We start from the raw sequence: 23,993 nt of genomic DNA, 5'->3' as shown, positions 1-23,993 counted from the left end.
TTATGATATTATTTTCTTAACAAAGAGAAAGAAAAAAACTATATATATATGTATTTCTCAATTTTACTTTGCGCTTTTATTACAAATAAAAAGGGGATGAATATAATGAAAGATTTTCTAGAATTTACACCTCAAAACGAGGATATTGATCTAAAACGTATCGAACGCTTACAAAAAAGAATGGCGAATCGTGTCGCAAGCATATGCAGTGAACGTGCCATATTTTATACAGAAAGCTTTAAACAAACAGAGGGACTTCCTTATATTCTTAGAAAAGCAAAAGCTTTTGCACATACTTTACAGAATATGTCTATCTATATCGAAAAAGACAGCTTACTTTTTGGCAATCAGGCAAGTGTTAACTTTGCAGCACCTGTATTTCCTGAATACTCGATTGATTGGATCATTGAGGAGTTAGATGGAACGAATGGCGCAACTGCTTTCGATTCCAGAACCGGCGATGTGTTTCAATGTTCTCAAAAAGTAAAAGACGATCTTTATTCTATTGCAAATTATTGGCATGGACATACCCACGAAGATGAAGTTCAGAAAAATTTAAGTGAAGAAATTCGTTTGGCTGCAAAACAGGGAGTCCTTCATTTAGGCGGTATCTCTATGTCAGGAGATGGACATATTGTTCCAAATTATCCTTTTCTTTTAAAGAATGGCTTTCGTTATATTATCAATAAAGCTAAAACAAATCTGAAACTAAAAAATCTTTCTTCTCAGCAAATTGATTTTTATACCTCTGTTATAATCTCTTTAGAAGGTGCATTGACCTTCTTTAAAAGATATGCGTTGATTTTAAAACAAGAATCTATCAAAGAAAAAGATTTAAAGCGAAAGGATGAACTAAAAAAAATGTCTACTATGGCTTCTTCATTAATGGAACAACCTGTTTCCACTTTCTGGGAAGCCTGTGAAGCTGTTTATATGGTTCATATCTTACAGATGATTGAATCCAACGGACACTCTTTTTGTTATGGACGCTTTGATCAGTATATGCTGGAGTTTTATCAAAATGATATCTCCCGCCATAAAATTTCTAAAGAAAAAGCATTAGAAATCATCGTGCATATGTTTTTAATGAATAGTTCTAATAATAAAGTTCGCCCTTATGGTCATACAAAGTTTTCTCAGGGATATCCTTTGTATTCTAATCTTGTAGTCGGCGGATACAAACCAGATGGAAGTGATGGTACAAATGAACTTTCTTATTTATGTATTGAGGCAATGCACTTAACATCTATGGCAGAACCAAATTTTTCTATGCGGTATAACAAGAAAACACCAGATTCCTTAATTCGTTTAGCCGCAAAACTTATTCGAACAGGATGCGGAATGCCTTCTATGTTTAACGATGAGGTAGCAATACAAGGTCTGCTGGACTTAAAAATTCCAAAAGAGGATGCTTTTGACTATTGCCCTATTGGATGTGTAGAAACAGGGGTTCCCGGAAAATATGGACATCGTGCAACGGGAATGACGTATGTTAACTGGGGAAAAGTCTTAGAAATTGTCTTGTATCATGGACGTGATCCAAAAACAGGAATTAAACTACTTGATTTAGGAAACAAGGATTATCAAAACTATGAAGAGTTATGGAATGCCTGGAAAAAAGCTTTAAAATTTTATTCTGATATGGCAGTTTTATCCGATGAAATTTGTGACGCTTCTTTAACGGTATATGATGCAGATCCTTTTGCTTCCTGCTTAATCGACAACTGTATGAAACTTGGTAAAACATTAAAAGAAGGAGGCTGTAAATATGATGTAATTTCACAATCTAACATTGGTCCAAGTGTTGTAGGAAATAGCTTGGCAGCAATTAAAAAACTTATTTTTGAAGATAAACGCATCACATGGAAACAATTGATGGATGCTTTGGCTGCCAATTGGGAAACACCAGAAGCTTTACAAATTAGAAAACTTATTATGCGTGTACCAAAATTTGGCAATGATGAAGATTATGTTGATTTCATTGTAAAAGATGTATTTGATTCTTATTTAGAACTGCTTCCTCAATACAAAACATTGCGGACTGGCAAAGGACCAGAAATTTCCTGTTATACAATGTCTACCAGCAATATTACCTCCAATGTACCAAATGGTTTTGATGTCCTGGCAACTCCAGATGGCCGCTATGCCGGTTCACCTCTTAACGAAGGATGTTCCCCAACACAGGGAACTGACATAAATGGACCTACCGCTGTAATTAATTCTGTTTCAAAACTTCCAAATACCAAAGTAGCAGCCGGACAGTTATTGAATATGAGATTTTCTTCAGGTGCTTTGTCTGGTGAAGAAAACCTGAATAAGTTTGTCTTTTTCTTAAAGGCAAGTATAAAAAAAGGTATTTATCACAACCAGTTCAATGTATTATCTAGCGAAACTTTACGTAAAGCACAACAAGATCCTGAGAATTATCGAGATTTGATTGTACGAGTAGCCGGATATTGCGCACAATTTATTTCCTTAATGCCTGAAGCACAGGAAGCCATTATTGCCAGAACGGAAAACAAATGGAATTAAGAATATGAAAAAAGGATTTATTTCAAATTTACAATTTTATTCTACAAAAGACGGACCAGGTATTCGTACAACTGTGTTTTGTTCCGGCTGTAATTTAAAATGTGCGTGGTGTGCAAATCCTGAATTAATCTCAGGAAAAAGAAACTTCTTTCACTATAAACAAAGATGTATACATTGTGGATCTTGTGTAAATATCGCCTCACATGCTATCACTTTCGCAAATCAAGGATGTTTAATTGATAGAAGTCAAAGTTTTGATTGGAATGAAGTGGCTGATATTTGTCCTAAAGATGCATATGAAATTAAAGGAACTTTTATAGACCCGCAAACATTGACAGACAAGCTACTTAGAGATAAAGATTTTTATGATGAATCTATGGGTGGAGTAACTTTTTCAGGTGGAGAACCAGCCTTACAGCCAGATTTTATAATAGAATGTGCAAAACTCCTGCATCAAAACAATATCCATGTTGCGTTAGATACTGCAGGATGTATAGAATGGTCAACTTTAAAAAATATTATTGAAGAAATTGATTTAGTTTTATTTGATATAAAGGCTTTTGATTCTGTAATTCACAAAGAATGTACCCAAAGAGATAACAAATTAATTTTAAATAATATTAAAAATATTTCCAACATGAAAAAAGATATCTGGATACGTTTAGTTATTGTTCCTGGATGGAATGATGATTTAACTGATATCAGGAAACGTCTTCAATTTATTCGTTCTCTAGGTAGTTTTGTAAAACGTGTTGATGTTTTAAAATACCATAATCTAGGTGCATCTAAGTATGAACAATTAGGTCAAAATTATTCCATCCATCCAAACACAATATGTTCGAAACGTTTACTTTCCTCAATAAAGAAAATTGCAAAAGAAGAGAAGATAGAAATTTATATTGAAAATTAGCTGTAATATAATAAGCATCCTCCAATATAGCTGTCACTAATATAAAATTGTTTTAATTAATAAGGATTAATTTCTGTATTGTACAGGATTGATCCTTTTATTTTATTATAAATTTTCACTATATACAAAGTATTCAATTAATCAAATACATATTCATAAAACATCTTATCCTTCATTCTTTCAAAGAAGATTTCCATATAAAAAATGAACCTTTACTATTTAGGGATTCAAATAATAAGGTTCATTTCAATTTATTTTTTCAAATCAAGTACTACAGGAACTGATTTATATCCAACTCCCATACGGTCAATTCCCATATCAATAAGTTTTAAGAAATGTTCTCTTGTTCGGATACATCCACTTCCTTTTACTTTACAAACATCGCCAACTTCTTCCTGCATCATTTTAATAACTTCTGGTGTAGCCCCATGTGCTTCAAATCCAGTCAAGAACCCTGTACTTGTTTTTACAAAATCTCCACCTGCATCCATCACACAATGGCACCCTTTACGAATTTGTTCTTCATTTAACGCATCTGTTTCTAAAATAACTTTTACTTCTTTTCCATATTTATGACAAACATCAACAACTGCTTTTAAATCTTTTGTCACTTCGTCATATTTTCCACTGCGAAGCCATCCATAGTTGGCAACGATATCAATTTCTTTTACTGTTTCATATTTTGCAGCAATTTCTGCCTGTTTAACTTTAGACTCTGTTGAACTTGTCCCAAAAGGAAAATCACATACAGGGCAAAGCATTGTTTCACTTCCTTTTACAAGTGGTTCACATAAATCCAAATAGCCAGGATTTATACATATGGTAGCACACCCTAGTTCCACGCCATCTTTGGTAAGTGCAATAATTTCATCTTCGCTGAATTCTGGCTTTAATACAGAATAATCAATATAAGATGCCAATTCTTTTACTGTCATTTCCTCTGCTTTTTTTGTTAAATGCTTCATTTTAGTTTCCTCCTATTAGTTATCATTCAATTTGTATCAATTGTATGATACATTTTATATTTTTATTATAACCAATGATTTTATTATGTCAATAAAAAAGAAAGAGTTCCAGAAAAAGATAAATGAGAATCTTGCTACTGACTTTGGAAAGTAGTTAAAAAACAGAAAAGCAGCCTAGTAAAAGGAGGTTTTGGAATGCTTAAGCAAAATATGAAATTCACAGGTTTACAAGAAAGGGACTGAAAACGTAAAAATAGAATTTCTTTTAGTATGTCTTAGATATAATTTCAAGAAATATCATCAATAACGACAAGAAAAGAGCTGTAACTCTTTGAGCGGATTTAAACATCACTCAACTGTTTCAGCCCCTTTTATGGTATTATTTAAAATTAATTTCTACAGATCCTGTACTGCAATTAATTTGTATGTTTTGCTTAGTGTTTGCATTTAACGAAGTTTCTCCATAAGCATATTTTTCATCATCAATTTCTATATCCCCTAATGAAGATACAACTTTAAAACCATATTCCTCTTTCCCTCTCATTAAAGAAACATTAATATCTCCAACTTCTGTATTTATACTACTATTGCCTTTTATATCGCCATCATAATCAATATCCCCTACCTGGCTGCCTATTTCTACCATATCAAAAATTGTATTTACAGTTTCAATATCTCCTGTTTCACTTGTTATGCTTCCTGCTTTTGCCTGTACATTTTTTAATGTAACATCTCCTACATTGCTTTTCGCATATATTTCCTCTAATTCCATATTTGAAATATCTACATCCCCTGTTTCTACAGAGGCAGAAACAACTTTTACTTGCGTAGGATCTTTCAGCTGCAAGACCAATTTCTGATTCTTATTGTTTCCTATTGAAGATAGAACTTTTATAAAAAGCTTTCCATCTTCTTCTTTCATTTCAAATTTATCATCTGCAATATTATATAAAGTACAAATATTTTCATTTCCTTTTCGAATTTCTATATCTCCCACTGCTACATGTAATTCTATTATATTTTTAGGTGTGAACGATTTCTTGACAGAACCATGAAATATTTCCTTATTATCCCACTCACCATCACCAAATCCAACACTTGCAGAAAATGGCCACCAGGAAGCTGTTGATTCGTTTACAGAAAGAAACGTTTTACTTCCACCAGCAGAAATTCCAGCACCAATCATGCATGTACCTACGACAACAAGAAGCAAACCTGTGATACTAATGTAAAACAACTTATTATGCTTTTTCATGTCTCTTTCCTCCCTTTGCTTTTTCATATATAGATGAAAATAATTTTGTTCCCCATTCTAATAATTTTTTAACTAAACAATACGAAAGACTGCCAAGCAAAAGTGCCAGTCCTATGCAAAACAAACCTCCTCCTGCCGCAATCAAGGCATTACCTGGTGCATCTAAATGTAGAAATGCATTCATTAGCAGAGGAAAACCGGAAGTTATGATTGCAAAAGCGGAAACCACCAGTGCAAATAATAAACTTAACGCAATGATGAACACGGTAAATAAGATGATTGCGACAACTAACAGAATAGGAAAGGCAAGCGGCAAAGCACACAATCCAATGAGCACAATCCAAAAATTACGGAATGCACTATTTTTCTTTTTTGTACCTGTTTCTTCTTCTCGAATAATTGATTCGGCTTTTAACTGTGCCGCAAATTTGCCAGGTGTTCCCAAATCCTTTATTACTTGTTCTTCATTTCCTTCCCCTGCATCATCAAAATATTCTTCACAATATGTAATCGCATCTTCAATTTCCTTTTCATCCAGTCCCTTTAATTTCGCTTTAAGCTGATGAATATACTCCTGTTTACTCATTTTCTATTCCTCCCTTCAAAATATCTGATACTTTATCAGAAAACTCATCCCATTCTTTTACATATTCTCTATACTTTTCTTTTCCTGCCTCTGTTAGACGATAATATCTTCGATTTCTACCCATATGCTGCTGATCATATGTTTCTAAATATCCTTCTTTCATCAAGCGACGAAGAACTGGATATAAGGTAGATTCGCTAATATCCATCACCCGTTTTACTTCCTGTGTTAAACGATAGCCATACGTATCTTCTTTATGTAATGTCGCAAGTACGCAGGCATCCAACAAACTAGAACCTAACTGAAAAACCATCTGCATCACCTTTCTTCAACAATATTATACGTCGTATAATATATAAAAGGAATATAATATTCGAAGTATTTTATTTTATGATACTCCTCTTTGTATAAGATAGAGTTTATGAAGCCCATAAAATTTATGGTAAAACAACAGAAATAAACCATAAATTTTATGGTATAAGTAAAAAAAGGAACACAGCGTGTTCCCATAAAGTATATAATTTATTTATTCAGTTTTTAAATTCTGTACTTCCTTTTTCCTTAGATCATGATAAAAGAAATAACACAGAAATGGTCCCATGATCGTCCATGCGATTGGTTCTACAAAACAAATTCCATAATAGCCAGTAAATGGAATCAATAAGAATGTAGCTGCTACTTTCACTCCCATTTCAATACAACTGGAAAGAATGGGTATTCTTCCATTGCCAAGTCCCTGCAATCCATTTCGATAAATGAATAAAATAGCCAAGACAAAATAAAATAAACTGCTGATTCTTGAATAACGTTTCGCAAGTAGCATAACCTGTGTTTCCTTCGCATTGACCAATAGACTTAACAGCGCGTCAATACATGTAAAGGATATGACAATAACAAGCACAACCCATACAGTGCATAAGAGCACACATTTTCTTTGTCCAGTACGAATACGTGTGAACTGTTTCGCACCAAGATTTTGTGATACAAATGTTGTATTTGCAATCGCAATACTAATCATTGGCTGCATTAGCATTTCTACTATTTTTCTAGCTGCTGTATGGGCCGCAATCGTAATTTCTCCAAGCTGATTTACCGCACTTTGCAAAACAACAGAACCGATGGACACAATAGAATTCATAAGACCCATAGAAATTCCCATAGACAACTGATGAAGCAGCAGTTCTTTTTCTATATGGAAATCTTTCTTCTTTAAGACAAACATGGGATATTTTTTTCGCATGTAGAAAAAGCATAACACTACACTTAACCCTTGTGCCAATACGGTTGCATATGCAGCACCTAAGATTCCCATATGAAAATATACCAGAAAAATATAATCCAATGCGACATTTGATAAAGATGCGATAATCAGAAAATATAGAGGTGTTTTACTATCGCCAATAGACCTCATCATACTTGCCATCATATTATATGCCATCGTAATAAACAATCCTAAAAAAATGACACTTAAATAGTTATCTGCATCCATAAAAATACTTTGCGGTGTTTGTAACAGGGTTAATAAAGGCGATTTTAACACCATAGAAACCAATACGATCAATACTGTAGAACCTACACAAAGAAGAATACACCCAGCTGTAGAAGTTTTCATTCCTTCTTCATCTTTGGCTCCATAATATTGCGCAATCAATATGGTTACCCCCATCGCTATCCCGCTAATCAAACCAATCATTAAATTAGATAATGCGGAAGTGGCCCCCATTGCCGCTAAAGCCTGCACACCTAATATTTTTCCTACCATCATAGTATCCGCCATTGTATAAAACTGTTGAAATATATTTCCCAGTAAAACCGGTATCGCAAAATTGATGATTAATTTTGTAACATTTCCCTCTGTCATATTTTTCATTCTATCACCGCCATGAAAAATATTTTATCATACCTATATTGCCAATGCATTCTTTTACACGCAAATTATGCATATTTATCTATGATGTCTTCCTGTTTTATTGATACAAAGAAAAACCCAGATTGTAAAAACAAAACTGGATTTTGCGTATTTTGAGTATCGATATTAGTAAATATAGTATTTAGTATCAGTGTAAGCAATTTTTCTGTTTATTCTTATTATAGTCCAGACAAAGTTCTCATAACAAGATCTACATCTTTGTTTTCTAATTCTTGTATGATATGCAAATATGTCTTTTGCGTTGTTGTCATACTAGCATGCCCTAATCTTCTTGCCACACTCGCAATCGAAACTCCTGCAAACAATAACAATGAGGCATGTGTATGTCTTAAACCATGAATAGATATCAGTGAAGTTCCACAAGCTTTACAATGCCTTGCTAAAACATCATTAACTGTAGAATTATAAATTTTTTCTTCTCTAACAAAAATCGGTTTATCCTTTGGTAATGACTTAATCAGCTCAGAAAATTTCACTACAATTTGCCAGTCAATTTGTATTTTTCTTACAGATGACTTATTCTTAGTCGGTAAAAAACCTCCCTCACCTTTATAATCCCAGGTCTTGCTGATTGACAAAGTTTGTCTTGAAAAATCAAAATCATCGGGTGTAATTGCCAAAGCTTCTGAAAAACGCATTCCTGTTTTTGCTACAAGCAAAATGAACCAATCCCAGTTAACCGTTTCTTTTAAATCCAGGTTTGCAATCAAGGCATGCAGCTCAAATTGATTCAAATACTTGATTTTCTTTGCTTTTGGTGTTTTTCCTTTGATAATAGACTTTCTAGTAGGATCTCTAATAAGCAGACCTTCATCAACTGCATCCAAAATTGCTCCTTTTAACTGATGATGAAAATCCAATGTTGTTTGTCTTTCATGCTCTTTCGCATAATCATTTAGAATCTGTTGATAAACCGTTCTATTTAGTTCTCCTATCTTTAAATTTGGGACAAGTTTTTCAACCCACTTTTGTGTCATTAGATATTTTGCCATAGTGGCATCTCTAATCGCTCCTTTTTTATACACTTCAATCCATTGTTTATAATATTCACAAAATAAGGTTTCCTTGTTTATATTGTTTACCATAAGCTACCTCCACTTATAAAATTGCTTACACTGATTTAAACAAAGAAACCTTTCCCGTCTATTTACCTTGACAACAGTGGTTTTATTTCTTCTTCCATTATGTTTCTAAGTTCACTCATCATTTTGTTATAATATTTAAACTTTGGAAGTGGATTTTCTTGAGTTTGCTTATAGGTTGCATAATCAATCGTTGCTTTGATTGCACTTTCATTTGGAATTTCTTTATTTCTGTAATGGGTAGCTGCATACAAAACTTCTTCTTTTGATGCGTACCAGGTTTGACAAAATTCGCTAACTACATTATCAATACATTCTTGTTTCATATTTTCTATAATATTCAAAATAGATTGCCCTCGATATTTACTCTTATCTACTTCAATTTGATAAACAATGTTTGACATAATATCGGCAACTTTATAATTTTCTTTTCCCAGTTCTTCAATATACTGCTTAACTTCGTCAATTTTCTTTTGTCTTTCCTCTGGTGTAATTTCTTCATTTATATATTCCGAAGTAACAATATTTTGAATTAAGTTGATAATATATTCATAATCTATTTTCGTATGACTATACGCCACAAGTTCGTAATCATAATCAATTTGTGGACTTACTGGTTCTATCTCTTCAGAGGTTATTCGCTCACTTTTTAGCCATTCCAGTATATTTTTATAATGTCCTGCATAGTTATCATATTCTTCCTGTGTAATATCATAATTTTCTAACATAGAATCATCATAGTTAGTAAACGACTTGAGCTGAGCGAACAATCTATCAAAATTTTGAAACATCTTTACAAACACTTCTTTTTCTTTTTTAGACATAGAAGGAATTTCTTCTGGTGTCTTTGCAGATATTCTTAAAGACGCCAATGCCTTTCTAAATGCAGATTCAACTTCATTCCATTCTGCCGCAATAGCATCTTTGGTTCCACCGGCTGAATATAATTTTACAGCATTATCCACAGCTTCCTTAAAAAGTATAGGTGCTTGAAAAGTAACAATTTGTCCATATTTTTTATCACTATCAAAGATACGATTTGTTCTTGAGAATGCTTGAATCAAATCATGAGGTCCCATAGGCTGCCGATCAATAAACATGGTAGACATACAAGGAGCATCAAATTCTGTCAGAAGACGATCCACCACAATAACTAAATCAAGCTGTTCCCTTCTGCTCTTATATTTAGCATCTTTTCTAGCTAAACGCTTATTTAAGTTATCATTATAAATCTGAATCTGTGATAAATCATATGTAGTTGAAAACATCTGATTATAGTCATCCAGAGATTCTTTCATTTTATTTTGATTTACAAATGATCCCTCTTCATTTTCTGTCACAGAATATGTAATCGCAAATTTTGGAAAATCTGGAAGAACCTGTTTCATTTTTTCATTAACAATAATATCGGTTTCCCCATTTTTTACTTTCTTTAAAAGATCATAGTATTTCTGTGCCATTTGAATAGAACTTGTTGTTAAGATTGCTTCATATGTCATTCCTTTCCCATTTTGAAATCCTAGCTTATGATAGGACTTGTTTAATATAACATCTAAAACATTCATCATATGAACTTCATTTTCGTAGATTTCCGAATCCGTTTCATCAACTAAATTTTTTGGCCCTATATGTTCTACTTGAAAGCCAAGCACTGCATTATCATGAATGGCGTTTTGAATTGTGTATCGATGCAATATTTGTCCATATAATTCTTCTGTTGTTCTAGGTAAATCCCCTAATTGCGGATAAGGATTTTCAGCAAATCTAGGTGTTCCAGTAAATCCATACCACATGGACTTACCGAAGAACTTTTCCAATTCTCTTTTCGTTGCTGGAGTTACTGCCCTATGACATTCATCCACAACAAATGCAATTTTTAAGTTTTTAATTTTAATATATTCAGGAGTTCCTTCCTGTAGACGTTTTGTAATCAGTCTTTGTAGTTTTTGTATGGTCGTAACAATTACTTGTCGATCGTTTGATTTTAACTTGTTTTTTAAATCGTTCACATTTCCTGTTTCATCTACATCAATTAAATCATTATTTGCATAAGATTGAAATGCTTGTGAAGTTTGTGTATCTAAATCTTTCCTATCAATTAAAAAGATTGTTTTATCAAGAGATGGAATATCCATTAAAAGATTTCTTGTAGCTTTATAAGACGTTAGAGTCTTGCCTGACCCTGTTGTATGCCATACAAAACCCGATTTTCCTATTTTTGATGCATCTCGTATAGATTCAATCGCATGAATTTGATATGGCCTTAATAAGATTAATCTTTTAGAATCTTCATCTAAAACAGTATATCTTGCAATCATTTCATGAGCTGTAGGAATACGAAGTACACTTTTCGTAAAATCAAGGTAATCGCTTACTGGATTATTGTCACGATCCAGCCAGCCACTCATAAATTTAGGATTTAACTCCGTATCACTTGCCGCCGAAAAATATTTTGTATCGACCCCATTACTAATAACAAACATTTGAACAGCAGAAAATATACCTGTAAATTTTCCTTCACCAATATATTTTTTAATTTGCCAAAACGCGTCCATATAAGAATGCTGTTTATTTTTAAGTTCAATATGAATCATAGGTAATCCATTTATCATAAGAGTAACATCAAAGCGACGATTTCGTGAATATGTATTTTTTTCATTTTCGTCAAATGCTCGATACTGATTGATAACTTCATACACACTGCTACCACCAGCAATATGTTCATGATTCATAACAACAAGATGTAACTTTTCTGTATCTCTCTGTACATGAACCATTACCTTACCGTTTTCACCAACCAACCATTCGCCAGCCTTAAAAAATGAAGAAAACTGCAATTGATTTTTCACCTGCTCAAATTCAGAATCTGAAAGCATTTCTCCATTTAATCTATCTTTATTATTCTGTTCAAGAATATACTTAAAATTTTTCCATAAATCTTCTTCCGTCTTCAAATCGCTTCTATATGTCCACTGTGAATCCCCATAAACTAATTGATCAATCAATTTTTGTTCTAGCAATGTTTCTAATTCAGACATAATTCCCATCTCCTTTGTGATTAAAATGTTATTTTTAGTAAAATTATTGGTTTTTTTGTATATTTTTTCTTTCGCTGGTGAAGGGTGATAAGGTTATCAATGCTCGATAAATACTTGCCAATTTTCTTTTGTTCATCTTTATGTGGTAATAAAACTTCAAAGTTTTCTACACTACCTCGTGATATATTCAATTGAGATGAACCAGCACCTTGTTTTTTGAAATATATCTGATGAGCGTTGATATAAGAAAATAAATATTTGATATCCACAGAACTATTATTTCTTAATAAAGCCACTCGCTGATTTAACACAAACCTATTATTTTCAGGGATTATAGCCACCCTTCCAAGCAAATCGCCGTGTCCCACATCACTAAGAACCATTACTAAATCATCTTTTAAAAGTGTTTCTGTTTCTTCATCAATAAACTTTCCAGAAGGCTTTAATCCACCATCAATAGAAATAGAATTTAAATTAATCAACTCATATTTTCCACTTTCAGATTGCTTTTCTTCATGCCCTGTTCCATTACGGTATATTGTAAGTTCACCTAACTTACGCTGTTCCCAAGCGTATACCTTAACTTTATTGCAAAGATTATACTTTCGCTGGTGAAGGGTGATAAGGTTATCAATGCTCGATAAATACTTGCCAATTTTCTTTTGTTCATCTTTATGTGGTAATAAAACTTCAAAGTTTTCTACACTACCTCGTGATATATTCAATTGAGATGAACCAGCACCTTGTTTTTTGAAATATATCTGATGAGCGTTGATATAAGAAAATAAATATTTGATATCCACAGAACTATTATTTCTTAATAAAGCCACTCGCTGATTTAACACAAACCTATTATTTTCAGGGATTATAGCCACCCTTCCAAGCAAATCGCCGTGTCCCACATCACTAAGAACCATTACTAAATCATCTTTTAAAAGTGTTTCTGTTTCTTCATCAATAAACTTTCCAGAAGGCTTTAATCCACCATCAATAGAAATAGAATTTAAATTAATCAACTCATATTTTCCACTTTCAGATTGCTTTTCTTCATGCCCTGTTCCATTACGGTATATTGTAAGTTCACCTAACTTACGCTGTTCCCAAGTAATAATACTAAATGTTCACTCAATAAAATACTTACGTTGTAATGATGTAATAAGGTGTTAGTAACACTATTTACTACTATCTTTTCCTTCTAAAAAGAAATGATTTCTTACTTGCATAGTTGTAAACCCTAATAAGTTTTGTCCAGTCCATTTATGCATATCAAATCTTTCAGGATCTTTCATTGATTTTCCAATACCCCAAATTTTATCGTTAACAGCACATTCAGCTAAAATTGCTGATTCTGTTTCTGCTAACTTTTTACCTAATTCTTCATTTTGTGTAAATTTTTCTAAAATTCCTCTATAAGCAATAATTTGGCGAATACCATTCCAAATTACTTCATCATAATTATTTATGTTTCTACCTAATTGCTTAATTACAGCTGGATTATGTTCTTCCAAGATTGTATTTGCAGTATTTATATCATTAAATACGATAGCTTTTTGGTACATTAAATATTGTTCCATAGAAGTAAAGCAAATATTTTGTACTCTAAAATTTGATAAATACCAATTACTTAACCATCCATTTTCTTCTTCAGGATTATGAAAACAAACAATATTATTCATATTTAGTAACCTTTTGAACAGCTAAATCCAGTTCTAAATCATGTAATCCAGGATAAGCTTTTTTCAAGTAATCTAAAGGAATTTTTTTAAGAAGATCTTTACTACTTATTTTATTTTTCCATTGATAATAGGCATAAAACTCTCCAATCCAATCTGGCAAAAAACCTTTAAGAGCTTTCCCCTTTTTTAATTCATAATGATCAATTAGTTTAAAGTACTGCCACAAATCCTTTACACTCATCGTGCAAACATAGGCTTGTCCCTCATCAATATACTCTCTAGTTTTACTTGTCATATAAGAAACTATAAAATCTTCTGTATCCATTTCTGGGTATGTACTAGCTATATAATCAAAAAGTTTGCCTTGCGTTTCTACAACTTCATCTAAATAGGCTTTTGAATAAACATGCATATAAATTTCCTCCAAATCTAAAAAAGTGTGCTAAATACTTTTGTGACTTGATTGCGATCAGAGTCAATCAATCGTTTCATCTTTTCTCTTGCGGCAATATCTCTCTCATTATATTTTTCATTATATTCTGAAAATTGTACTGGGATAATATCTTCTTTAATTTCTATTAAATTATCAAAAGCTTTTTGTGATTTAATACAGTATTGAATACCTAAACCACCAAGAGATAACAATTCCTCTAAAATATCAACATCAACTTCATCACGAACAAAAGCCTTAGCGATATAAAAGTAAGAGGCGTCCGCACGATATCCTTTTATAACATCATAGTCTTCTGTAGGAATACCATATTTATCAATAAACTTTTTTGCTAACATACGATATCTTTTTGAATCAGCAGCATCTCTATGCTTCATTAATTCCGCAAGCCAAGAAAGAATGTTTTCATTTTGAAAGTCTAAAACACGCAAACCATCCATATTCAGCATATATTTATGAACCCAGCCATTTGATTCATCAGGACGATAAACAGCCCATTCCTTAGCTAAATCAAGATTATCAGTGAGATAGAACCCTTTTCCGTAATCATGTTTTTCATTTCCTAAACCAAATTGCGGAATAACTTCACGATTTGAAGTTCCATGAAATAATATCATTATCAATTCCCCTCTCTTCAAAGATATATAATATTCTTACATTGTCTAACTTATACTGTATTACATCATAAGTTATCTTTAAATTTAATTAACCATATAATATTTTTGACTAAAATAATAAATTTATAAAAATCTTATTTTTCTGCTGGAAACATATTTTGAAGCATATATTTCTTTAAATTCTTCATTTGCTCCACCTTTCGCTGGTGAAGAGTGATGAGGTGATCTAACTCCAAAAAATAATTAGCAATTTGTTGTTGTTCTTCTATATCAGATACGTCAACAATAAAATTGTACATATCTGACGCAAGGATATGTTTGATTGTATTACCAGTAGTTATATTATTTATTTTCCTTTTGGATTTTATAGTTTGGTATTGATAATTTAAAAAATAAGGTTCTATTTCTATTTTTGGATTCCGAAACATAATCAATGCGTGGGCAGCAGAATTATCCAATTCTTCAGGTATTACAGCAGTATGACCTACATGACCTGACTGAACCATTACCATATCACCAGTATGTAGCCATTTATCCTTTTGTCTTTCATAAAATTCATCATTTATAAAAACTTCATTGTTCCTATTTATTTGTCCATCCTTAATATTATTCGATTCAAGATAAAAATGCCCTGTATCAACATAATATGGTGTAGCTGTTCCTACAAAAGCATTTCCTATATTTTGATAAATCTCTTCCAGCTTACGCTGTTCCCAATCATCGGTGAATCCATTAAATCTGATTTTAGGTTTCATCATTATAATTCCTCCTCCATCAATTTAATGCAATCATTTAATGAAGAAATTATGTTTTCATCAGAACTTGTTAATTCATGTAACATAGATACAAACTCATTTTGTGTTTTTTGAAGTTCTGCATCCGTTTGTTTCATATCCACTAAAAGTTCTTGAATATTAATCGGTTCTTCTTTTTCAAAATTATCTACATATCTAGGAATATTTAAATTAAAATCATTTTTTTCAATATCCTCAAAGCTTGCAAGATAAGATTCTTTATCAACTGTCTCTCTTCGTACATATAAATCCATTACAGAGTCAATATGTTTATCAGTCATTTCATTTTGTTTTTTCCCTTTATTGAATTTCTTCGAAGCATCAATAAATAATACATCTCTTCCATCTCTATGTTTTTTCAATACAACGATACAAGTTGGGATAGATGTATTGTAAAACAAATTTGCAGGCAGCCCAATAACAGCATATATATTCCCTGAACGAAGTAATTTCTCTCTGATTTTACCCTCTGCAGCTCCTCTAAATAAAACGCCATGAGGTAATACGATTGCCATAGTTCCGCTACTTTTCAAATGATAAAGTCCATGTAGCAAGAAAGCATAGTCTGCTTTTGACTTTGGAGCTAGCACGCCATAATCACTAAAACGTTCATCTTGTAAAAAACCTTGTGCAGCACTCCATTTAGCGGAATATGGAGGATTCATCAAAACCATATTGAAATCTGTTTCTTCATCTGTAGGCCAATCAGCATCTAATGTATCGCCATGTCTTAACTTTTGATTTTCTGGCGCAACGCCATGCAAAAACATATTCATTCTTGCAAGATTATATGTAGAAGGCATAAGTTCTTGACCATAGTATTTTATATTTCTTGGATCTTTCGCATACTTCTTTGCATTCAACAGAAGCGAACCTGATCCCATACAAGGATCATATACAGATAATCCTTTTTTATCTTCCTGCCCTGCTATTGCAATTTTCGTTAATATCTTAGAAACAGCTTGAGGTGTATAAAATTCCCCAGCTTTCTTTCCTGTTTCTGATGCAAATTGTCCAATTAAGTATTCATAAGCATTTCCTAAAACATCATCATCCGTATTTAACAAATCAGCTTTATCAATTTCTTTGATTAAACTAGAAATCGTATCGCTTTGCTTTTGATCTCCAGTTCCTAAACGATTAGAATACAAATCAATATCTGTAAATAAATCTGTAAATAAAGGATCACTTTGCTCGATATTATTAAATGCTTTCTGTAAATATTCTCTGTTAAATGAATTATTTCTAGCTGCATCCGCAAAACAAGTATATGTAAGTTCTGGTTCGATAACATAATGACAAGTAGACTTGATTTCCTCCATTAACTCATCAGCACTCTCATCTTTCAACGCCTCTCTATATTCTTCTAATGCAGCTTTCAAAGATGAAGGCTTTTCATCATTAAGAAGATCATATACTTTAATCAAAAAGGAATCTGATAAATATTTATAAAAAACAATCCCTAATAAATAATCCTTATATTCATTTGCATCCATTTTTGATCGAAGTATATCTGCTCCACTCCATAAGACGCTTAAAAGATCTTTGCTGTTTTCTATTTCTGCCATTTTATAAATCTCCTCTCTTTTTAATAAAAAAATCTAATACTAAAACAATGCATATACATTTCTTAATGATATAACTTAAATAGTACCTACCATGCAATTTTGGCAAATACTTTTCCTGATATAATCATTACTAGATCATTGAAATATAGTATTTATATTGTTATCTACTTTCTTGGTAAAGTCCATTTCCTATCAATTTGTAGCTTGAACATCATCGTAGAAAAACATAATACAATAAATTATAAACCTAATATAATCATTATATCTTTATTTCGAGAGCATTGGTATATATTTATATTTGAATTCGTAAATTATCTACTAATTTTCTATCCTTTTCTAAATTCAAAAAATTTTAATCTAACATCTGCATATACCTTTTATATTGTTTTATGCATATATAAAATTATTAAAAGTCCCTTATACCTATATTCTAAGCTAAATTTAGATAATTACTTTTAAAGCTTTTAAAAACAATAACATCCAGTATACTCCAAAAAGTGCTTTACCATATAAAAGCTAAAACCATCACCCAATTTTATACAATCTTCAAATTTCTTTATTTTTCTTTCATTGACGTTCTACAATCACACTTTTTATAATCGAAGCATAGATAACTTCATTACAATAGTTAAAACTATGGAGGTAAATTTTATGAAAAAGCTAAATTTACAGGGAATAACGTATATAGAACTTTTAGAAGGAAGTCATGAGTGGTATTGGGGAAGTGATTATACAGAAGGAGATTTATATGAAGCAGAAGAATTGTACCGTAGTAATCATTCCATAAAATCAAATAGACTTGTTTTTATTCATTACCCTGATGGAACTGTTATTGAACCAATGAAAAGTAAGGTAGGACAATACTTTGGAAAACCTATTTTCTTTGATGATAAAATACAGATATTACTTGTAGACTTTCCAAAATCTCTTATTCACATTTTACAATACGATCATGAAATAAAGAAAACTGAGTTGATTACTACCCTGTCTTTATCAGCGACAAAAGATTGTTATAACTTGCTTCTTTATCGTACTCCATTGATGCTGACAAGATCTGCACATGATAACGTTTTTCAAATTTTATATCCACAAAAAGTTGACATTAACATTAGTGAAACAGAATCTTTTTGTTATAGAGAAAATGATAGATTGTATTTTGAAAGATGGATAGAAGACCCTTCTTATCGAAATGAAATTGTTGTACGAAAATATCCTAGTGGAGAAATTTTAGAAGTCATCCCCGGTTCCTTGTTAATTATGCCAGATGGACAAAAATGGATTTTATAGGTATATGAAAGATTATGTTTTAGTGAAATCATGATTTTATACGAATATAGAAACACAATCTATGAAAAATGACACCTTTATCAGTGTCACTTTCTAATTTAATTATTTACATGATGATGAAACTCTGGAGTACTGTCATCAATAATTCGAAATTCATAGCCCTGTTTTTGATAATATTCCAATAAGGAAGGAAGTGCTTTTACAGTTTCCTCACTTCCAGCTCCATCATGCATCAATACCATGACAACTTCCTGCTCTCCAACTTCTTTTTGTCCTGTATCAACCAGCGTACTTACACTAAGATTGCTATTGCCATCTCCATTCGATGCATTCCAGTCATAATACTGGTATCCTTTATCCAAGACATCTTTTGTTAACTGTGTCATAATTCCATCACAGTATTTTCTTGATACCGTATTACTGGAGCCTCCTGGAAATCGTAATATTTTTACTTTATGTCCTATTTGTTTTTCAATCACATCATTCATTTTTTCTATATCTTTAAAATATGCTTCAGGACTAGAATATATTTTCCCATAGTCATGAGAAAATGTATGAATTCCTATCGCATGTCCCTGCTTATACTCTTCTTTGATTAAATATTCATATTCTTTTTTTTCACCTGTCACAAAAAAGGTGGCCTTTGCATTATATTTCTTTAAAATATCTAATACTTCCTGTGTATGTTGACTTGGTCCATCATCAAATGTCAAATACATAATTTTATGTGTAGACTGTTTTGATACAGGATGATCTTGTTTATGCACAAAATATGAAGATATCGCAACAAGTCCCAGAAAACAAAAGCAGCTAAGCAAAATTTTGTTCCATGTTTTTTTATCCATTCTACTACACCTCAAAAACAGTATGGACTACTTTCTCAAAAATCATACAATTGTTTCTTTCGGTGGTATAATACTTTTAAGATACAGGAGGAAGTATTATGCATATACAAGATTCGATCATTCAGGCTTATCTTCAGGATATTTCCATTGAAGATGCCATAGATTTTTCTAAATTGAAAGGATTTAAAAAGCCAGTGTCTACAAGAAAAGAAATCGTAGAAGAACTTAATAGACAACTGCATCAAATTGTTCAACAATTTCCTGTTTTCAATGCATCTTTATGGAAGCAGATTTTTGACTCTAAAGAACTTGAAAATATCATCATTTTCCCTGTTGTTGGATCTTATCCAAGAGAAAACAGAGTATTTCTTTATGAAAATTCTACTGTAATTCAAATTGATCTGCTATTTATTGCAGATTATACTCCTATTGTTTCACAAATGTGTTATATTCTGAAAAATTATATAACATTAGAAGTTTCAAAACTATTATTGAAGAAAAAAGAACCAGTACCTCAAAACTTTCTAGAAACACTGGATCGTATGGTCTTTGTTGGGGGACTAGCTAATTTTCTAGCTTGGAATGAGGATTGTAATAACTATGTATTTGGAAAAGATACATATGATAAGAAAAAAGAAGAAGTCTTTGGTTTATTGTATCAAGCGAAAGAATTAAAAGACTCCCAGTTACAAAAGCAAATTCTGTCTTTTTTAGATACTTGTTCTTTTTGGGAGAACTTTCCTGCTGCAGCGGGCATGTTTTTCTTTGATGATATATATCGTGAGAAAGGCAGGGATGGAATCATAGAATATATTCAAAAAGGAAGTAAAAATTTTGTTAGACATATCTTTGAAGAATAAATCATTTTTTATATAATAGAGAAAAAGGAGAAATTCATCATGAATAATTTTACTTATGACATCAAAACAAAAGTTTATTTTGGAAAAGGACAAATATCTCACTTAGGGGAAGAAACAGCACTTTATGGAAAAAAAGCACTTCTTGTATATGGTGGAGGAAGCATCAAAAAAAATGGACTTTATGAAGAAGCCATGAAAGAATTTAAAAATCATCAGATAGAAGTCGTTGAATTAAGTGGTGTAGAGCCAAACCCAAGAATTGAAACGGTTCGCAAAGGTGTAGAACTATGCCGTAAACACAATATTGATGTAATTGTTGCGATTGGAGGAGGAAGTACGATTGATTGTGCGAAAGTTATTTCCGGAAGTGTCAGCTATGATAAAGATCCTTGGGACATCGTATTAGACGCATCAAAAGTAACATCCTGTCTTCCTATTTTAACTGTGTTAACACTTGCTGCTACGGGTTCAGAAATGGATGCAGTTGCAGTTATTTCCGATATGAGCAAGAATGAAAAATGGGGTTGTGGGCATCCTGGATTTCGTCCTGTCGTATCAATTTTAGATCCTACCTATACATTTAGCGTCAGCAAATATCAGACAGCTTGTGGAACTGCAGATATCATGAGTCATATCATGGAAAGTTATTTCACAAATACGGAAGGATTCATGCAAGATCGTATTGCGGAAGGATTGCTTCGCACATGTATTGCCTATGGACTTCGTGCAGTAAAACAGCCAGACGATTATGAAGCACGTGCTAATTTAATGTGGACAGGAAGCTGGGCAATTAATGACTTATTAAAACTTGGAAAGGGTTGTCCATGGAGTGTTCATCCTATGGAGCATGAACTTAGTGCATTTTATGATATTACCCATGGAGCAGGTCTTGCGATTTTAACACCATACTGGATGGAATATGTACTGGATGAGACAAGTGTAGATAAGTTTGTAGATTTCGCAAGGAATGTATGGCAGGTATCCCCACATTTAGAAGATGAATATGCAATCGCAAAAGAAGGTATTAAACGTTTAAGAGATTTCTTTGTGGCAATGGGACTTCCTACAACTCTGCATGAAGTTGGTATCAATGAAGAGCATTTTGATATCATGGCAGAAAAAGCAAGTAAAAAGCTACAGGGAGGTTATAGAAATCTTACAAAAGAAGATGTCATCAATATTTACAAAAAAGCTTTATAAAAATAAAAAACAGGAAGATTAAAAAGTATTCCATTCATCAACACACTTTAGTCTTCCCCTTTTATAATTGTACAAAAGAAATTCAAACTAAATTCTTCTTAACTAACTTTTTTAGATTACTGTTATAACATACTTAAAATGAAACCTCTTCGTATAAAAGCATACAAAGAGGTTTTCGTATGTAATTCTAATGTAGAAGGATTCCTGTTAGTTTTTCAATCAAAGCATTGTCAAATCCTTCTGCCTTCATTTTCTCTGCTATTTCTATTTTTTCTTCAGCCTTTCCTTTTGCTTCTCCTTCTATTTTTTCTTTTAGTTTTAATCTTTCAATTGCTTCTTCTGGTGCAAGGTTTTCTTCTCCTTCTTTTCTTACTCCCATCATGTTGATAACATCATTTCTTATTTTTTCTTCCCACTGTTTCGTTGCTTCACACATATTAAGTGCCTCCTCTTCTTTGTGTTCTTCCGCAAACTTTATGATTTCTTCATTTTCTGTTATAGCTCCTGCCAGTTTTATGACATCTTTTTTTACATACACATCTGCACATTCTTTTTTCATCTCTTCTATCTGTTTTCTGTAGATGTGCTGAATCATATAAACAAGCCTGCTTACATCCTCGTTTTGAAATGCATGTTCACTTGACCGTATTTCCAGCAGATTCATAGAATAGTCGCTGAAGCTTTTCTCCATCCATTTTGGCATATCCACCATCATATCCTTCAGTCTTCTTGGTCCATCCCATGGTTTTTCTCCATAGTATACCACCAGAGTAAATACAGGATGGATTCTCTCTTCTTTTCGCATTCCTGACAGGAATTCATCCCTGTTTGCATAAACTGCATTCTTTTTGTTTTCTCTTTTCTTCTTTGCACATTCTTCACGATACCCTAAGGCATCATACATCATGACCCGCAAAGGCATCCCATAGTGGATATGGCTTTGATTTTCCAGCAGGAAGATGGCATATTCACTGTCCCCTGCAAACTTTCTGATAAGATCTGCCCTTCTTTCAACAAAGACATCTTCCTTCTTTTTTGTCTGAATGCTTCCTGACAGATTGCTGTCTGCCTCCATCAGTTTTTCAGGAAGAATGACCTGTTTTCCTTCGTATAAGACCGTGTTGAATAAATCCGCAAAACGCTTGTTGTCCTTCCAGAAATCCCTGGATAAAATATCCAGATTTGACATACGCATCACCTATTTCCTTTCTTTTTTTACGGATATCGGAAGATGATACATATTCATCTTCATTATAAAAACATGAATATTGTTTGTCTATACCGATATCGTGATATACAAGGTATACATTACCCTGTTCACTAACTTATACGAAATCAATAGGTAAAAATACAAAAAAATTAGAAAAAATTTATTTCTATTAGGAAAATATATACTTTCTTGCTAACTTTATCGTTACTTTACTATTTTTTTTATCGATCTTCTGCATTGTACTTCTATGTAGATAATGATAAAATATCTTAGATTTTGAAAGGATATTATGTATGATTAAATTAATTATTTCTGATATGGATGGCTCTTTGCTGCATACAGATAAAACCATGCCGAAAGGTTTTTTTGAATTGATTCAAAAGTTAAAACAACAAGGTATTCTTTTTGCCGCAGGGAGTGGTCGCCAGCTGGCATCTTTACAAAACTCATTTCAACCTGTACAAAAAGATATGTATTTTATTGCAGAAAATGGATGTATTACGATAGATGGTTCTACTCAAAATGTTTTGGATGTACACTGTCTTGATAAAGGATATGTAAAAAAATTTATCGAGATATGTCGCAACATTCCGGATACATATGTTGTTGTATGTGGACGCAAATCTGCTTATTATGAATTTAAAAATGAAAAGATTTTACTTCAGCACGTAACACCTTACTACTTTCACCATCAACAAGTAGAAGATATTACAAAAGTTGAAGATGACATTTTAAAATTAGCTGTCTTAAATCTACAAGGCACAGCATCTCATGTATATCCTAACTTTGAAACTTACCTAAATAATTTTAATATTTCTGTTTCTGCATTCGAATGGATGGACATTATGGCAAAAGATATACATAAAGGATTAGGTGTACAAACGCTTTGTAAATACCTGGGCATTCAAAAACATGAAGTTATGATTTTTGGTGATTTCATGAATGACTATGAAATGTTACAAGAAGCCTATTTTAGCTTTGCTATGAAAAATGCATTACCAGAAATTAAAGAAATCTGCAATTTTGAAACTACATTTACCAACGATGAAGATGGTGTAAAATATGAAATTGAATACTGGTTATCAAATAACCAGGAAAAATTACGAGAATATATGGAAAACAATGAGGCCTTCTTTTAAGCTCTCATTGTTTTTTTCGATTATACAAATATTTCCTTAAAAGTTAGA

21 protein-coding genes are annotated in these 23,993 nt (G+C 32.2%); 6 read left to right on the top strand and 15 right to left on the bottom strand.

Annotated elements, in window-relative coordinates:
* The first annotated feature begins 105 nt into the window (after window positions 1-105).
* Together A9CBEGH2_RS10460 and A9CBEGH2_RS10455 are read left to right on the top strand one after the other, a co-directional pair.
* Window positions 106-2,532, top strand: coding sequence for a glycyl radical protein (locus tag A9CBEGH2_RS10460; protein WP_163104738.1), 2,427 nt, complete (start codon window positions 106-108; stop codon window positions 2,530-2,532).
* Window positions 2,533-2,536: 4 nt separating this feature from the next.
* Window positions 2,537-3,442, top strand: coding sequence for a glycyl-radical enzyme activating protein (locus A9CBEGH2_RS10455; RefSeq protein WP_164503370.1), 906 nt, complete (start codon window positions 2,537-2,539; stop codon window positions 3,440-3,442).
* 251 nt (window positions 3,443-3,693) lie between these two features.
* On the opposite strand, the gene deoC is transcribed toward A9CBEGH2_RS10455, so the two are convergent.
* The 13 genes from deoC to A9CBEGH2_RS10390 all read right to left on the bottom strand — a co-directional run bounded on the left by deoC (window position 3,694) and on the right by A9CBEGH2_RS10390 (window position 17,404).
* Complete coding sequence (gene deoC / locus A9CBEGH2_RS10450) at window positions 3,694-4,407, bottom strand: deoxyribose-phosphate aldolase (RefSeq protein ID WP_118277568.1); 714 nt, start codon at window positions 4,405-4,407, stop codon at window positions 3,694-3,696.
* Window positions 4,408-4,786: 379 nt separating this feature from the next.
* Window positions 4,787-5,662, bottom strand: a complete 876-nt coding sequence (locus A9CBEGH2_RS10445) for a DUF4097 family beta strand repeat-containing protein (RefSeq protein WP_158572267.1) — start codon at window positions 5,660-5,662, stop codon at window positions 4,787-4,789.
* A complete protein-coding gene (locus A9CBEGH2_RS10440; RefSeq protein ID WP_163104736.1) occupies window positions 5,649-6,248 on the bottom strand; it encodes a DUF1700 domain-containing protein in 600 nt (199 codons plus the stop codon). Before A9CBEGH2_RS10440 ends, A9CBEGH2_RS10445 begins: the two co-directional genes overlap by 14 nt.
* The gene (locus A9CBEGH2_RS10435) at window positions 6,241-6,561 is read right to left on the bottom strand and encodes a PadR family transcriptional regulator (protein WP_115715999.1); all 321 of its coding nucleotides are present in this window, start codon (window positions 6,559-6,561) and stop codon (window positions 6,241-6,243) included. Before A9CBEGH2_RS10435 ends, A9CBEGH2_RS10440 begins: the two co-directional genes overlap by 8 nt.
* A 213-nt stretch (window positions 6,562-6,774) precedes the next feature.
* Complete coding sequence (locus A9CBEGH2_RS10430) at window positions 6,775-8,118, bottom strand: MATE family efflux transporter (RefSeq protein ID WP_118362095.1); 1,344 nt, start codon at window positions 8,116-8,118, stop codon at window positions 6,775-6,777.
* A 218-nt stretch (window positions 8,119-8,336) separates the two neighbouring features.
* The gene (locus A9CBEGH2_RS10425) at window positions 8,337-9,263 is read right to left on the bottom strand and encodes a site-specific integrase (protein WP_115716001.1); all 927 of its coding nucleotides are present in this window, start codon (window positions 9,261-9,263) and stop codon (window positions 8,337-8,339) included.
* 62 nt (window positions 9,264-9,325) lie between these two features.
* Entirely contained in the window at window positions 9,326-12,298 is a 2,973-nt protein-coding gene (locus A9CBEGH2_RS10420; protein ID WP_163104734.1) for a type I restriction endonuclease subunit R, read from the bottom strand.
* Between the two features lie 20 nt (window positions 12,299-12,318).
* On the bottom strand, window positions 12,319-13,371 hold the full coding sequence (locus tag A9CBEGH2_RS10415) for a restriction endonuclease subunit S (protein ID WP_232057339.1): 1,053 nt from the start codon (window positions 13,369-13,371) through the stop codon (window positions 12,319-12,321).
* Between the two features lie 99 nt (window positions 13,372-13,470).
* The gene (locus A9CBEGH2_RS10410; protein WP_118277573.1) at window positions 13,471-13,974 is read right to left on the bottom strand and encodes a riboflavin biosynthesis intermediates N-glycosidase; all 504 of its coding nucleotides are present in this window, start codon (window positions 13,972-13,974) and stop codon (window positions 13,471-13,473) included.
* Window positions 13,967-14,386, bottom strand: coding sequence for a hypothetical protein (locus tag A9CBEGH2_RS10405; protein WP_115716005.1), 420 nt, complete (start codon window positions 14,384-14,386; stop codon window positions 13,967-13,969). Before A9CBEGH2_RS10405 ends, A9CBEGH2_RS10410 begins: the two co-directional genes overlap by 8 nt.
* 17 nt (window positions 14,387-14,403) lie before the next feature.
* Window positions 14,404-15,042 carry a DUF3990 domain-containing protein gene (locus A9CBEGH2_RS10400; protein WP_118277574.1) on the bottom strand — a complete coding sequence of 213 codons (639 nt, stop codon included), beginning with the start codon at window positions 15,040-15,042 and terminating at the stop codon, window positions 14,404-14,406.
* 134 nt (window positions 15,043-15,176) lie between these two features.
* Entirely contained in the window at window positions 15,177-15,800 is a 624-nt protein-coding gene (locus tag A9CBEGH2_RS10395) for a restriction endonuclease subunit S (RefSeq protein ID WP_163104732.1), read from the bottom strand.
* Window positions 15,800-17,404, bottom strand: coding sequence for a type I restriction-modification system subunit M (locus A9CBEGH2_RS10390; RefSeq protein WP_118277576.1), 1,605 nt, complete (start codon window positions 17,402-17,404; stop codon window positions 15,800-15,802). Before A9CBEGH2_RS10390 ends, A9CBEGH2_RS10395 begins: the two co-directional genes overlap by 1 nt.
* A 651-nt stretch (window positions 17,405-18,055) precedes the next feature.
* Between A9CBEGH2_RS10390 and A9CBEGH2_RS10385 the strand changes: the two genes are divergently transcribed.
* The gene (locus tag A9CBEGH2_RS10385; RefSeq protein ID WP_118277577.1) at window positions 18,056-18,691 is read left to right on the top strand and encodes a hypothetical protein; all 636 of its coding nucleotides are present in this window, start codon (window positions 18,056-18,058) and stop codon (window positions 18,689-18,691) included.
* 98 nt (window positions 18,692-18,789) lie between these two features.
* Here A9CBEGH2_RS10385 and A9CBEGH2_RS10380 read toward each other — a convergent pair whose 3' ends face one another.
* Window positions 18,790-19,536, bottom strand: coding sequence for a polysaccharide deacetylase family protein (locus A9CBEGH2_RS10380; RefSeq protein ID WP_115716010.1), 747 nt, complete (start codon window positions 19,534-19,536; stop codon window positions 18,790-18,792).
* 98 nt (window positions 19,537-19,634) lie between these two features.
* On the opposite strand from A9CBEGH2_RS10380, the gene A9CBEGH2_RS10375 reads away from it, so the two are divergent.
* Together A9CBEGH2_RS10375 and A9CBEGH2_RS10370 are read left to right on the top strand one after the other, a co-directional pair.
* Window positions 19,635-20,396: a hypothetical protein gene (locus A9CBEGH2_RS10375; protein WP_163104730.1), complete on the top strand. Its 762-nt coding sequence runs from the start codon at window positions 19,635-19,637 to the stop codon at window positions 20,394-20,396.
* A 39-nt stretch (window positions 20,397-20,435) separates the two neighbouring features.
* Entirely contained in the window at window positions 20,436-21,596 is a 1,161-nt protein-coding gene (locus A9CBEGH2_RS10370; RefSeq protein ID WP_115716012.1) for an iron-containing alcohol dehydrogenase, read from the top strand.
* Window positions 21,597-21,783: 187 nt separating this feature from the next.
* On the opposite strand, the gene A9CBEGH2_RS10365 is transcribed toward A9CBEGH2_RS10370, so the two are convergent.
* Window positions 21,784-22,785: an Rpn family recombination-promoting nuclease/putative transposase gene (locus tag A9CBEGH2_RS10365; RefSeq protein ID WP_163052292.1), complete on the bottom strand. Its 1,002-nt coding sequence runs from the start codon at window positions 22,783-22,785 to the stop codon at window positions 21,784-21,786.
* A 314-nt stretch (window positions 22,786-23,099) separates the two neighbouring features.
* On the opposite strand from A9CBEGH2_RS10365, the gene A9CBEGH2_RS10360 reads away from it, so the two are divergent.
* A complete protein-coding gene (locus A9CBEGH2_RS10360) occupies window positions 23,100-23,945 on the top strand; it encodes an HAD family hydrolase (protein ID WP_115716014.1) in 846 nt (281 codons plus the stop codon).
* The last annotated feature ends 48 nt before the right edge of the window (window positions 23,946-23,993 follow it).

This window comes from Amedibacterium intestinale, assembly GCF_010537335.1.
Taxonomy (GTDB): Bacteria; Bacillota_I; Bacilli_A; order Erysipelotrichales; family Erysipelotrichaceae; genus Amedibacterium; species Amedibacterium intestinale.
The sequence above is the reverse complement of the archived record's forward strand: the minus strand, read 5'-3'. Positions and strand labels throughout refer to the sequence as shown.

What these genes read in the sequence shown, in the direction of transcription:
- A9CBEGH2_RS10435 (WP_115715999.1), bottom strand. Translation starts at nt 6,561, where the DNA reads ATGGTTTTTCAGTTAGGTTCTAGTTTGTTGGATGCCTGCGTACTTGCG.
- A9CBEGH2_RS10420 (WP_163104734.1), bottom strand. Translation starts at nt 12,298, where the DNA reads ATGTCTGAATTAGAAACATTGCTAGAACAAAAATTGATTGATCAATTA.
- A9CBEGH2_RS10460 (WP_163104738.1), top strand. Translation starts at nt 106, where the DNA reads ATGAAAGATTTTCTAGAATTTACACCTCAAAACGAGGATATTGATCTA.
- A9CBEGH2_RS10410 (WP_118277573.1), bottom strand. Translation starts at nt 13,974, where the DNA reads ATGAATAATATTGTTTGTTTTCATAATCCTGAAGAAGAAAATGGATGG.
- A9CBEGH2_RS10400 (WP_118277574.1), bottom strand. Translation starts at nt 15,042, where the DNA reads ATGATATTATTTCATGGAACTTCAAATCGTGAAGTTATTCCGCAATTT.
- A9CBEGH2_RS10440 (WP_163104736.1), bottom strand. Translation starts at nt 6,248, where the DNA reads ATGAGTAAACAGGAGTATATTCATCAGCTTAAAGCGAAATTAAAGGGA.
- A9CBEGH2_RS10375 (WP_163104730.1), top strand. Translation starts at nt 19,635, where the DNA reads ATGCATATACAAGATTCGATCATTCAGGCTTATCTTCAGGATATTTCC.
- A9CBEGH2_RS10365 (WP_163052292.1), bottom strand. Translation starts at nt 22,785, where the DNA reads ATGTCAAATCTGGATATTTTATCCAGGGATTTCTGGAAGGACAACAAG.
- A9CBEGH2_RS10380 (WP_115716010.1), bottom strand. Translation starts at nt 19,536, where the DNA reads ATGGATAAAAAAACATGGAACAAAATTTTGCTTAGCTGCTTTTGTTTT.
- A9CBEGH2_RS10425 (WP_115716001.1), bottom strand. Translation starts at nt 9,263, where the DNA reads ATGGTAAACAATATAAACAAGGAAACCTTATTTTGTGAATATTATAAA.
- A9CBEGH2_RS10405 (WP_115716005.1), bottom strand. Translation starts at nt 14,386, where the DNA reads ATGCATGTTTATTCAAAAGCCTATTTAGATGAAGTTGTAGAAACGCAA.
- A9CBEGH2_RS10385 (WP_118277577.1), top strand. Translation starts at nt 18,056, where the DNA reads ATGAAAAAGCTAAATTTACAGGGAATAACGTATATAGAACTTTTAGAA.
- A9CBEGH2_RS10445 (WP_158572267.1), bottom strand. Translation starts at nt 5,662, where the DNA reads ATGAAAAAGCATAATAAGTTGTTTTACATTAGTATCACAGGTTTGCTT.
- A9CBEGH2_RS10370 (WP_115716012.1), top strand. Translation starts at nt 20,436, where the DNA reads ATGAATAATTTTACTTATGACATCAAAACAAAAGTTTATTTTGGAAAA.
- A9CBEGH2_RS10395 (WP_163104732.1), bottom strand. Translation starts at nt 15,800, where the DNA reads ATGATGAAACCTAAAATCAGATTTAATGGATTCACCGATGATTGGGAA.
- deoC (WP_118277568.1), bottom strand. Translation starts at nt 4,407, where the DNA reads ATGAAGCATTTAACAAAAAAAGCAGAGGAAATGACAGTAAAAGAATTG.
- A9CBEGH2_RS10390 (WP_118277576.1), bottom strand. Translation starts at nt 17,404, where the DNA reads ATGGCAGAAATAGAAAACAGCAAAGATCTTTTAAGCGTCTTATGGAGT.
- A9CBEGH2_RS10360 (WP_115716014.1), top strand. Translation starts at nt 23,100, where the DNA reads ATGATTAAATTAATTATTTCTGATATGGATGGCTCTTTGCTGCATACA.
- A9CBEGH2_RS10455 (WP_164503370.1), top strand. Translation starts at nt 2,537, where the DNA reads ATGAAAAAAGGATTTATTTCAAATTTACAATTTTATTCTACAAAAGAC.
- A9CBEGH2_RS10430 (WP_118362095.1), bottom strand. Translation starts at nt 8,118, where the DNA reads ATGAAAAATATGACAGAGGGAAATGTTACAAAATTAATCATCAATTTT.